General features: G+C 66.8%; 14 protein-coding genes. 3 read left to right on the plus strand and 11 right to left on the minus strand.

Features of this window, described 5'->3' with window-relative positions:
- Positions 1-38: 38 nt before the first annotated feature.
- A complete protein-coding gene (locus ACFVKT_RS13335; RefSeq protein ID WP_385730764.1) occupies positions 39-641 on the minus strand; it encodes a MarR family winged helix-turn-helix transcriptional regulator in 603 nt (200 codons plus the stop codon).
- Positions 642-877: 236 nt separating this feature from the next.
- Between ACFVKT_RS13335 and ACFVKT_RS13340 the strand changes: the two genes are divergently transcribed.
- On the plus strand, positions 878-1078 hold the full coding sequence (locus ACFVKT_RS13340) for a hypothetical protein (protein ID WP_365440558.1): 201 nt from the start codon (positions 878-880) through the stop codon (positions 1076-1078).
- Positions 1079-1344: 266 nt separating this feature from the next.
- Here the strand turns inward: ACFVKT_RS13340 and ACFVKT_RS13345 are convergent, their stop codons facing one another.
- From ACFVKT_RS13345 to ACFVKT_RS13370, 6 genes are all read right to left on the minus strand, one after another.
- Positions 1345-1689, minus strand: coding sequence for a hypothetical protein (locus ACFVKT_RS13345; RefSeq protein WP_385730766.1), 345 nt, complete (start codon positions 1687-1689; stop codon positions 1345-1347).
- A 631-nt stretch (positions 1690-2320) separates the two neighbouring features.
- Complete coding sequence (locus tag ACFVKT_RS13350; RefSeq protein WP_385730768.1) at positions 2321-3226, minus strand: RNA polymerase sigma factor SigF; 906 nt, start codon at positions 3224-3226, stop codon at positions 2321-2323.
- 244 nt (positions 3227-3470) lie between these two features.
- The gene (locus tag ACFVKT_RS13355) at positions 3471-4355 is read right to left on the minus strand and encodes an RNA polymerase sigma factor SigF (protein WP_385731090.1); all 885 of its coding nucleotides are present in this window, start codon (positions 4353-4355) and stop codon (positions 3471-3473) included.
- Positions 4356-4703: 348 nt separating this feature from the next.
- Entirely contained in the window at positions 4704-4997 is a 294-nt protein-coding gene (locus ACFVKT_RS13360; RefSeq protein ID WP_385730770.1) for a Dabb family protein, read from the minus strand.
- A 29-nt stretch (positions 4998-5026) separates the two neighbouring features.
- The gene (locus tag ACFVKT_RS13365; RefSeq protein WP_365440548.1) at positions 5027-5206 is read right to left on the minus strand and encodes a hypothetical protein; all 180 of its coding nucleotides are present in this window, start codon (positions 5204-5206) and stop codon (positions 5027-5029) included.
- 426 nt (positions 5207-5632) lie between these two features.
- A complete protein-coding gene (locus tag ACFVKT_RS13370; protein ID WP_385730772.1) occupies positions 5633-6076 on the minus strand; it encodes a LexA family protein in 444 nt (147 codons plus the stop codon).
- Positions 6077-6599: 523 nt separating this feature from the next.
- On the opposite strand from ACFVKT_RS13370, the gene ACFVKT_RS13375 reads away from it, so the two are divergent.
- Together ACFVKT_RS13375 and ACFVKT_RS13380 are read left to right on the plus strand one after the other, a co-directional pair.
- Entirely contained in the window at positions 6600-7226 is a 627-nt protein-coding gene (locus tag ACFVKT_RS13375; RefSeq protein WP_385730774.1) for a restriction endonuclease, read from the plus strand.
- A 45-nt stretch (positions 7227-7271) separates the two neighbouring features.
- Positions 7272-7916: an HAD family hydrolase gene (locus tag ACFVKT_RS13380; RefSeq protein WP_385730777.1), complete on the plus strand. Its 645-nt coding sequence runs from the start codon at positions 7272-7274 to the stop codon at positions 7914-7916.
- On the opposite strand, the gene ACFVKT_RS13385 is transcribed toward ACFVKT_RS13380, so the two are convergent.
- The 4 genes from ACFVKT_RS13385 to ACFVKT_RS13400 form a co-directional block, all read right to left on the minus strand.
- A complete protein-coding gene (locus tag ACFVKT_RS13385; RefSeq protein WP_385730779.1) occupies positions 7913-8764 on the minus strand; it encodes a DUF1932 domain-containing protein in 852 nt (283 codons plus the stop codon). The genes ACFVKT_RS13380 and ACFVKT_RS13385 overlap by 4 nt on opposite strands.
- Positions 8761-9348 (minus strand): guanylate kinase, encoded by a 588-nt coding sequence (locus ACFVKT_RS13390; protein WP_385730782.1) that lies wholly within the window; start codon positions 9346-9348, stop codon positions 8761-8763. Before ACFVKT_RS13390 ends, ACFVKT_RS13385 begins: the two co-directional genes overlap by 4 nt.
- Positions 9345-10361, minus strand: a complete 1017-nt coding sequence (locus ACFVKT_RS13395; RefSeq protein ID WP_385730784.1) for an AAA family ATPase — start codon at positions 10359-10361, stop codon at positions 9345-9347. The genes ACFVKT_RS13390 and ACFVKT_RS13395 overlap by 4 nt, the downstream gene beginning before the upstream one ends.
- Positions 10362-10577: 216 nt before the next feature.
- Positions 10578-10928: a winged helix-turn-helix domain-containing protein gene (locus tag ACFVKT_RS13400; protein ID WP_385731092.1), complete on the minus strand. Its 351-nt coding sequence runs from the start codon at positions 10926-10928 to the stop codon at positions 10578-10580.
- Positions 10929-11073: the final 145 nt, after the last annotated feature.

Here is an 11073-nt window from a genome sequence, read left to right on the forward strand (position 1 = left end):
TGTTGCGTACTTTCGTACTTATGTGGGTGTACGGGTGATCAGTGGGCGGCCAGTGGTCGGTCAGCTGTGGTGCCGTGTGCCGCGTCTGCCTCGGGTGCCGCGTCTGCCTCGGGTGCCGCGTCTGCCTCGGGTGCCGCGTCTGCCACGTGTGCCTCGGGTACCTGGCGTGACTGGCGTGCCTCGTGTGACGGAGGGAGCCGGTGGGTGGTGGTGCGGCAGTCGCCGAAGCTCTCGCGCAGCCTGCCCATGAGGTGGATGAGGAGTCCGACCTCGTGGGCGGACCAGTCGCTCAGCCGGTCGGCGAGGAGATGCGAGGTTCGCCGGGACAGCTCGTCGAGCCGTTCGTGCCCGGCGGGGGTGAGGCGCAGGATGCGCGAGCGTTTGTCGGCCGGGTCGGGGGACCGTTCGATCCAGCCCCGGTCCGCGACGTGTGCGACATGGCGGCTGGTCACCGACATGTCCACGGCGAGCAGCTCGGCGAGCCTGCTCATGCGCATCTCGCCGTACCGGCCGAGCAGCGTCAGCACGGTGGCGGAACCCGCGGGGCAGTCGGGCGGCAGGGTCCGCGCCAGGTCCCTCTTCACCGCACCGATGGCGCTGAGCTGACGAGCCAGTTCCTCGTACTGCGCCTGCTCGGCCATCACCCCTCCTCTATTCGTTGCTTTGGGCAACCATAAATAGGTTGGTTGCTACAGGCAAACTAAATCGGAGGATCGCGCCCTAAAACCTTGGCAAAGGCAAGTGTTGGCGAACGTAAACTCGCAGGTGGGAGTAGGGGCCAGGGCGGGCCTTTCCGGCCATCGCGCAGACCACGGAGGGCCAGGGGCCGAACCCCCGCACTTGGGCAACCGTCCCGCGTTCGCTAGTGTCCTGGGCCATGGCAAACACCCAGGGCCCCGAGGGCAACCACGACCCCGCGGGAAGCACCCAGATGTTCCGCGCATTCGTCGACGAGGCCCCCCAGGGCCGGCAACAGCAGGCGGTGGCCGCTCCGGCGGGCCCCCGCATCGGTCTGATCATCGGAGTCGTCCTCGCCGTCGCGGTCGTGGCCGCGGTGGCCTGGCTCGCACTCATGTAGAACGCCGTACCGGTCGCCGACGCGGCGGGCGCCCTTTGCCGCTCGTGGCGTCGGGGGTCGCGCGCCGCCGGGCGACATCCCCTCAATCGTGGGCGACGCGCGCTGCCGGGCGACATCCATCTCAGGCGTGGACGACACGCGCTGCCGGGCGACAGCCCCTCAATCGTGGGCGACGCGCGCTGCCGGGCGACATCCGCCTCACGCGTGGACCACACGCGCCGCCGGGCAGCGTCCATCTCACGCGTGGACACCCGCGGAAGCAGGCGCTACGTCCAGTCCACGGACACGTCCCGCGTCTCGACATGCATACCCAGCGGCACGCGCCACGCCTCGACGCACACCGTCCAGGTCTTCGTCCGCTCCGTACCCGCGGCGATCGGCGTCGGCAACTCCTCGTCGGACTCGATCGTCGCCCAGTCGATCCCCAGCGCCCCGATGATGTGCGTCCCGAAGGTCACCGTGCCCGAACGCACCGTCGTACCGCCGGTGTTGCGGAACGAGACGGTGACCTGCTCGCACCACCGCTGATCCGCAGTCTTGCGCTCCGGGGTGCCGACGGTGAGTGCGGCCGGCCCGGGCTCCGCGGGAGTCGCGGGAGTCGTGGGCGTCACGGGAACCGCGGGAGTCGCGGGAGTCGTGGGCGTCACGGGAACCGCGGGAGTCGTAGAGGGTGCACCGGTTGGGGTTCCCGAGCCGGAACTCCCGTCCGCAGGGCCGGAGTCCGCGTCGCCCGGTGAGGTCGTACGTCCGCCTCGGGGGGCGTCGCTCGCAGTCCCCGTCTCTGGTGCGGGCGTGCCGCTTCCGCCATCCCGGGTGTCCGTCGTGCCCGAAGTCCCGCTCCCCGCCGCACCCTTGGCGCTTTCGGGCGGAGGGTCCGGGTTCAGGGGGATCAACTCCACGTCCCCCGTGGGTGCCACCGCCGGGCCGGACGCGGGGTGCTGCACGGCGACGTAACCGCCCCCGCCGCCCCCGCCGTTCCCGGTGCCGCAGGCGACGAGCGCGCTCGCCAGACACACGACAGCCGCCGAGGCACCCACAAGGGCACCTCGGCGACCACAAATCACATGGATCACATGGATCACACGGATCGCAGGGATCGCACGGATCGCACGGATCACACGAATCGACTGTCGACGCGGCATCGCGACAGTGTGACTGACGCTCCGTCAAATATGAACCCTCGGGCCCGGCCGACCGGTTCGCCGGTATACCGGTCCCGCGGGCCGTTCAGGTTCAGTCGACTCAGTCCGAGATGAGCCCTTCCCTGAGCTGTGAGAGCGTCCGGGTCAGGAGCCGGGAGACGTGCATCTGCGAGATGCCGACCTCCTCGCCGATCTGCGACTGGGTCATGTTCGCGAAGAAGCGGAGCATGATGATCCGGCGCTCGCGGGGCGGCAGTTTGGCGAGCAGCGGCTTGAGGGACTCGCGGTACTCGACGCCCTCCAGTGCGGTGTCCTCGTAGCCGAGGCGGTCCGCGAGGGAGCCCTCGCCGCCGTCGTCCTCGGGGGCCGGTGAGTCGAGGGACGACGCCGTGTACGCGTTGCCGACCGCGAGGCCGTCGACCACGTCCTCCTCGGACACACCGAGTGCGACGGCGAGTTCGGCGACGGTGGGCGAGCGGTCGAGCTTCTGGGAGAGCTCGTCGCTGGTCTTGGTGAGGGCGAGCCGCAGCTCCTGGAGGCGGCGCGGGACGCGCACCGACCAGGACGTGTCGCGGAAGAACCGCTTGATCTCGCCGACGACCGTCGGCATCGCGAACGTCGGGAACTCCACGCCGCGTTCGCAGTCGAAGCGGTCGATCGCCTTGATCAGGCCGATCGTGCCGACCTGGACGATGTCCTCCATCGGCTCGTTACGGGAGCGGAAGCGTGCCGCCGCGTACCGGACGAGCGGGAGGTTGAGCTCGATGAGGGTGTCCCGGACGTAGGCACGCTCGGGGCTGTTCTCGCCCAGTGCGGCGAGCCGCAGGAACAGGGAGCGGGACAGGGTGCGGGTGTCGATCGCCCCTGAGGTCGCTGGTGCCGGGGCGGCTTGGGCGGCCGGAGCGGCATCGGGGGCCGGAAGGGCCGGGACATCATGAAGCACGTCGGGCGCGGATTCGCTCTTCGTGAGCGTGAGCACCTTCGAGCTGCCCTGGTCTGCGGACATGCCACCCCCTTTGGGTCGCGGACGGTCGCGGCGGACGCTCCCGTCGGAGGAACGCAGCCTCCACCTGAATACCGGAGGCGAGGCCGCGGCAAACGCGGTAGCCGCAGAATGTCACATGTCGGCAACACGCTGAAGTGATATGTCGACACGGAGGGGGTGAATAGGCCCTGGGTAGAGGGGGTCTGACGGTTTTTCAGCGCTGAACAGCCGGAAAAGACGCCGGTGAGCGATTCGCTCTTACCGGTTACGCCTCGATCCTGTTTGCGGATCTGAGACGCGCGAAGCTACGGGCGAGGAGCCTTGACACATGCATCTGGGATACGCCGAGTTCCGCGCTGATCTGTGACTGCGTCAAATTGCTGTAGTAGCGCAGGAGAAGGATCCGCTGCTCGCGCTCGGGCAGCTGTACGAGGAGGTGGCGTACGAGGTCGCGGTGTTCGACCCCGTCGAGGGCCGGGTCCTCGTAGCCGAGCCGGTCGAGCAGCCCGGGCAGTCCGTCGCCCTCCTGGGCGGCTTCGAGGGAGGTCGCGTGATACGAGCGTCCGGCTTCGATGCAGGACAGCACCTCCTCCTCGGTGATCCGCAGCCGCTCGGCGATCTCGGCGGTGGTGGGCGAGCGCCCGAAGGCCGTCGTGAGGTCCTCCGTGGCGCTGTTCACCTGCACCCACAGCTCGTGCAGCCGGCGCGGTACGTGGACGGTGCGGACGTTGTCGCGGAAGTACCGCTTGATCTCCCCGACGACGGTCGGCATCGCGAAGGTGGGGAACTGCACGCCCCGGTCGGGGTCGAACCGGTCGATCGCGTTGATCAGGCCGATCGTGCCGACCTGGACGACGTCCTCCATCGGCTCGTTGCGGCTGCGGAAGCGGGCGGCGGCGTACCGGACGAGCGGGAGGTTGGCCTCGATGAGCGCGCCGCGTACGCGGTGGTGCTCCGGGGTGCCCGGCTGGAGCCCCTTGAGCTGGCCGAAGAGCACCTGGGTCAGGGCCCGGGTGTCGGCGCCGCGGCGCCGCTCCGGGGCGACTTCCTGGGGCGGGTCCTGCACGATCACGACGTCTGTCTGTGGCGCCTGCGGTGCGGGTGGTACCTGCGGTGCGGGTGGTACCTGCGGTGCGGGCGGTGCGTGCAGCGTCTGTGGCGCCTGGGTTGATGCCTGGGGTGAGACGACCTGGGGCGGTGTCTGCAGCGGGGCCTGCGGCGGGGCCTGCAGGGGTGTCTGCAGTGGTGCTTGCGGCGGTGCTTGAGGCGCAGTACTGGCCGGCACGGTCAACTCCACCTCTATGATCCGTCAGATCCATCAACTCATCCGTCAAAAGCGGTCATAGCATCACAAGACATGTGCACTGTGTGCAAGCACCCCATAACGCCGTGTTGAACGGGATTTAGGGAGAGTTGGGACCCGGGACGCAAAAGAGCCCCTCGCCGGTTGCGGCGAGGAGCTCGGGGTGGTGCGCCTCGGAAGGACGGGCCGGGCGGCTCAGAACGGATAGTCGGCGATCACCCAGGTCGCGAACTCACGCCACAGCGCGACGCCCGCCTGGTGTGCCGGGTGCTCCAAGTACCGCTTCAGCGCGTCGATGTCGTCGACGGCGGAGTTGATCGCGAAGTCGTACGCGATGGGCCGTTCGGTGATGTTCCAGTCGCATTCCCAGAAGCGCAGCTCCGGGATCTGCTCACCGAGCGCGCGGAACGCCGCGACGCCCTCGACGACATTCGGGTCGTCGCGCTCGACGCCCTCGTTGAGCTTGAAGAGGACCAGATGGCGGATCACGGGCACTCCCTGGTGGTGCGGTTCCTGGCTCAGTCCTGGGCCCCGTTGGCGATCCACGTCATGAAGTCGCCGACGCCCTGAGCGGCGTTCGATATGCCCTCGAACCCTATCTGGACGTAGTCGGCCGCCTTCGCCGGATCCGTGATGATCACGTAGAGCGCGAAGACCACGAGCACATAGACGGCGATCTTCTTCGAATTCACCGCCATCGCGGCCTCCCCTGTGACTGCTGCGCCCGGTGGGCCCCTGTTGACGGCGGCGAGTGTAACCTTCACACCCCCTTTACGGCCCAACGGCCCGCTGGTCGTGGCCTTTTGAAGGGTGCGAACGCACGAAGGGCCCCGTCTCTCGACGGGGCCCTCCAGAAGCGGTAGCGGAGGGATTTGAACCCTCGGTGACTTGCGCCACACTCGCTTTCGAGGTCTGTTCGTGCTGGTCAGAGCATGATCCGGAGTCGTCCACGGGCGTTCATTCCCGTACGGATGCTGCGCCTACGGGTGCGGGGTGAACGGCTCTGAATGGCCGCGTACGGCGATGAATGAGACGGAAACTGAGACGGGCCGACGCCCCGAAGAGGCTGGTCAGACGATGTGCAGCTTCTCTTGCGTTGGCGATGGCGAGGAGAGCGCGAACGGTTACCAGCGCAGGGCAATTCCCCTCCCCCTGCCGCGACTGGAACCCCGGTCGATGACGCCGAGTTCTTCCATCCTGTCGAGTTGGTAGGCGACCGACCCCGTGCTCGACAGCCCCACGCTTCGGCAGATCTCCCGCATCGAGGGAGCCTCCCCGCGGTCGGCTACGCACTCCCTGATGCACTTCAGGATGCGTTCCTGCTGTTCAGTGAGGCGGCTCTCTGCCTCTTCCAGCTCCCGGACCTGTCGACGCAGGTCGACCCTCGCCCCTGGCGACCGCCCCGCTTTCGTCTCCCAAAACGAGTGGGAGGCGAGCCGGGCAGAGAGCTGCTGCAACCGGCGACGCAGCGCGGCCGTGTGCAGCGGTCGACGCTCTAGCGCCGCGTAGGTGCGGTTCCAGTCGCGTTGGGCCTGGATCAGATCGAGGGGGAACGTCGTGTGCGCCATGGTCGGGATTCAAGCATATGTTCGATTTCTGGCACGAGAACCGTCCAGCAACCTGTGACGCTTGTCCTGTTCTTCTCTACCTTGATCACGCCGAGTGGTGGTTCCCTAACTTAATGTCAGGGACCGTTGCAAGTGGTAGGGCGGTCTGCGGGGAGGTCTGACGAGGGGGAGTCGGCAGAGTGCCTTGGGTCAATCCGTATGTAAGGAAGGACGGCACACCAGTTCGCGGGTACTCGCGGTGGGCGCCGGGTGCGCGTCGGGAGATGGCGATATTAGCCGTGGTCGGGCTTGTGGTTGTGGGGATAGGCAACGGCAACGTCACGGTGGGAACGGGCAACGACACTGGTCCACGTCCGCAATCGACGGTGCAGTACCCGATCAGGTGGGACACCGAGAACACGATGAAGGTGAAGCGGCCGCAGCCCACCGTGTCGTACCCGATCAGGTTCCCGGCCGCGGACGGTGGGCGGTGACGCGGCGGCGCGCTCGGCGTAGCAAGCGGCGCCAGCAGGCAGAGGCACAGATGATCGGTCTGATGGTCGCGGTGGTCGTAGCCGTCGCCGTTGCGGTCGCCGTGGTGCACTGGCTCTTGGCGCACTGGTGGCTGCTGGTCGTCGTCCTGGTGGTGGCGGTGCTGGCTGGCGTCGGCTGGCACTACAACCGGCAGCACCAAGCCCGGTGGGAAGCCGTGCGCGTGCAGGGGCTGCGCTTCGGGCTGCCTCAGATCGACGCCCTGCACCACTCCCGGTTCGAGGACGCGATACGGGAGCTGATGCGACGGGACGGCTGCCGGGATGCTCAGCGGGTCGGCGGGGGTGGTGATCTGGGAGCGGATGTGAAGGCAACCGACCCGTTCGGGCGACGCTGGGTAATCCAGTGCAAGCACCGCCGCAACGGGGTTCGGGGCTCGGCGGTGGGTACGCCGGATCTCCAGGTTCTCAATGGGACGGCCCGGCAGGTGCACGGGGCGGACATCGCGGTGATCGTGACGAACGGCAGGGTGACCGCGCCGGCCGTCGTATTCGCCAAGCAGCAGCGGCTGCACGTGGTGGACCGCCAGACGCTGGGAGTCTGGGCGTCGGGCTCGCGCCCACTGTGGGAGCTGCTGCGGGCCGTACCTCCTCCTCGCAAGCCCACCGCCCTGAGTTGAGAGGGCAGTGGGCTTCACTTGCTGCCCAACGCGTAGCGTCGCCGTGTGCTGGCACTTTTCGACCTCGACAACACCTTGATTGACCGAAGCGGGGGCCTAGAGGACTGGGCTCGCAGCTTCGTGCGGTCGCGACGGTTGTCCGGGCGAGCGGAGTCCGTCATCTGTGAGCGGCTCCGGGAACGTGCCTATCCCGCGGACTTCGTCCATCTACGGGAGGCGCTCGGGCTCAGCGATGACCCAGGCTGCTTGTGGCAAGAGTACGTCGATGGTGTCGCGCGGTCGGTCCGCAGTTTCCCGGGGGCGCGGGAGGGGCTCGAAGTGCTGCGCGGCGCGGGGTGGACGCTCGGTATCGCGACCAATGGCGCGGGGGATATCCAGCGGGCAAAGCTCGCCGCGACTGGGCTTCAGTCGTTCTTCGACGGGATCGCGGTCTCGGAGGAGATCGGGGCCAGGAAACCGGCCTACGAGCATTTCGAGGCCGCTGCCGTGCTGTGCGGTGTCCGGCTCGCCGCGGGCGGGTGGATGGTCGGGGACGGGCCCGAGACGGATATAGAGGGAGGCCGCACGGCGGGACTTCGCACGGTGTGGGTGGCCAACGGCCGTACATGGAGCGGTGGCCCCCGTGAGCCCGACATTGTGGTGCAGGGCGTCGCGGAGGCCATCGAGATGATGCAAGCGGCGGGGGACTAGCTTGGCTCGCTACTCGGCGAATCATGCAGATGATCGAGCACTTCGGCAGCGCTCTTGGATGAGTCCCTGAGGTCATCCCATCGGCTCATGACCGTGGCTGACGCCTCTGCCAGGTCGGCGGGGAGCCCAGCTTCCCGCAGGGCGTCGGCCACCTCGCCCATTTCAGGGCCCCAGCGCCATGACCGCGCCGCCACCTTCGGGATGTAGGCCGTCTCCGCGAGGTAGTTGGTGGTGCGGCCCTGCGCGATATCGAGTAGCTCCCCTTCTACCCCGTAGTCCTTGGCGAGGGCATACGAGACCGCGGCAAGGACACGGCTCGCCTTCTGGTAGCTGCTGTAGGACAGCTTCAGTGCGGAAGCGCGTCCGATGCCGCCGGGAAGTTGGTGCGCCTGCACGGCGGTGCCTGTGAAGAGCGACGCGACGGGGGCGAGTGCGTCCGTCGGGCCAGACAGGTACAGGCGAGTGGACTTCGAGTCGGAGGGGGGCGAGCCGATGACGGAGCCATCGACGACGGTCGCCCCGGTGCGGCTCATGACGGCGTAGACGCGCGCCATGCTGGTCGGTGAGATGGCGTTGGCATCCACGTAGATCCCCGTGAATGACTGGGCGGAGACCTCGACTGCGACGTCTTCCGCGTACGCCGGCGGGCAGATGCTGAGGACGACGTCGGCTCGCTCCGTCAGTTCGCCAAGGTCGCTCACCGCGGTGAGTCCGTGTCTCTGGGCCCGTTTCTTGGTCGCGGAGCTGCGGCCTGCCGGGCACCACAGAACTTCGGCTCCGTTGAACCTGGCCTGTGCTGCTACCGCGGCGCCCATGCTGCCCGGGTGCACAACTCCGACGACGGTCATCCGACCAGCCCACGGATATCGCGCACTTCGGCAGGTGTGCTGGCGAACCGTGCTTCGTCGATGGCCTGCGCCGCCTGACCCGCGCGGACCTGGTCGGTTCTGATGATGAGCGACCAGGGCTCGGCCGCGTGGTCCAAAAGATCCTGCCGCGTCTCGTGCCAGACCTTGAGCCGAGCGTCCAGGTCCTTATCTCCGCGCCCCCGGCAGCGCTGGCGCGTCACGTCTTCGGAGCACCACAGGAGCACCCGCACCCAGTTGATGGGGTAGGCCGCGACCGCGCGGGCTCCGGCGACCTGGCCCATGTGGAGGACCGGGATGCGCCCGGAGTCGACAAGCGCGGAAACCTCGCCGCGGTCGATGGCGTACTCCGAGTCGTATCGGTCGTTCCGGTAGAGGAGCTCTCCGGCACTCGCCAACTCCTCGATGTGGCGAGTAGTTGTGATCCGGTAGCCAGTAGTCCGCCCAGTACCGGCCTTAAGGCGCTGGAAGAGCGTGAACTGTGGCCGCAAGTGCGAGAGCTCAGCGGTTAGCGTGTCCTTTCCGGAGCCCGGAGGCCCGTAGAGGATGACGCCGGAAGCGATCACAGCCCACCTCCACTCAGTACGTCCCTTGCTTCGTCGACAAGAGCCACAGCGGCGCCAAGCCGGTTGTCTACGACGTAATGGGGGCCCTGGGGTCGCATCGTCAGGTCAAGCCCGGAGACGTATTCCTCCCATGAGTCCATCTTCCATGCGTCGCGGGCTGCACCCCGGAATTCGATGTACTCGCGCATTGACTCCGCATCGCACTCGACCCATATGGTCGCCACGGAGACTCGCTTAGATCGGCAACGATTCTGGAAACGTTGCATCCAATCCGCTTGTGAGAATTCAGAAATGAACGGGGCGTCGAGGATGGTGGAGGTTCCGCAATCCACGTTGTCCCAAGCGGCTTCCATAAGGCAGCGGTATTCGAGAGGCCGGACTTTCTCGCGATATAGCTCAGAGCTGCGGTCGTGGGCCTCGCCTCCGAGGGCAACCAAGAGTTGGTCCACAAGCGGCCGGGTAAGCGAGTCCTTGTCGAGGATGGGCCAGCCTGTGATACCTCCGAGGAACTTGGCGAACTCGGATTTACCAGACCCGGCGTACCCCCCAACCAACACGACGGAGGGACCATCGAGGCTTCCGCCTGCGGTGCGTCGACTCCAAGCATCAATCACGCGGTTGTGCAGGGCCTCACTGTCAACGTCGTCAGTGCCTTCTCGGATGCTACTGAGTGCGTGCCGAACTGCGTTCCGCTGATCGGGGATCTTTCGGTCAACTGAATTGGGTACCGGGATGGACTCCACAGGGGCATCCTCTCCGGGCAGGGCTCGACGGAAGCCGAGTTGAGCCTCATTGCAATGATAGAGACGGCAATAAGCCCGGCGGTAATGCGGACCGGGATAGACCGAACCCTTCTCGTGACCCCAGATTGTTTGGAAGTTCGCGGCAATATTGAAGCCGTGACGCTCCGCGATTTCGCGAAGTTTCTCACCAGTGTCTTCCAACGTCAGCCCTATTTCCTCCCTGTGCATACGCAAGAGATCGGGCTTCCAATCTGGGTGCTGCCGAGCCATCTGCCCCTCCTAGATAGCTAGTCGAGCCGCGAGTGTAGCGGCTCGACTAGGCCTGTGGAAATTCGTGATAGCGGATGTGTAAGCGGATGTATAAAACCGCTGAGAACTTCTCAGGTAGTGGAACGTGATACCGATTCTCGAGCCGCGATAGTGAACTAGAGCACATCCGAACAGGGGGTGCTCATGCATCGCGACACAGCCACAACAGCCAGACCCTCAGCTACCTTCGAGCGTCGCGACGCGCTCACGCAGCTCCCCGACTTCGGTGCGGAGCTTGGCGACCTCGGTGCGCAGGTCGGCAACGACCTGGCTTGGGTCTGTGAGTTTCGCGGCCCCCGTGGCGTCGGGCGTCAGGAAGGCGCCCTTGCCTTGGTGGCTCACGGCGAGTCCGTCGGCTGTGAGTCGTCGAATGGCCTCGCGAGCCACGGTGATGGTGACGCTGTAGGCCGATTGAAGGTCGGCGAGCGACGGCAGCCTGCCGGTCTCCGCGAATTCGCCGGCCGCGATCCTCCGCCGTAGATCGTCCGCGACCTGCTGATAGGCGAATTTTCCGGTCCACTCGACCATCTGCACCCCAAGTCTCTTCCTGGTCTCTGCCTCATAGTGCCCAAGCGGCAGAGGGAGAACCAGTGTCCCCCACCGCTTGTTCCGCCAGGGGACTTGACCAACTCTGCCTCACAGTGCACTCTGAGGCAGAGTTGAGCGAGGCGCT

The sequence above is a fragment of the Streptomyces sp. NPDC127595 genome, assembly GCF_042671685.1.
In the GTDB taxonomy this organism is placed as follows: domain Bacteria; phylum Actinomycetota; class Actinomycetes; order Streptomycetales; family Streptomycetaceae; genus Streptomyces.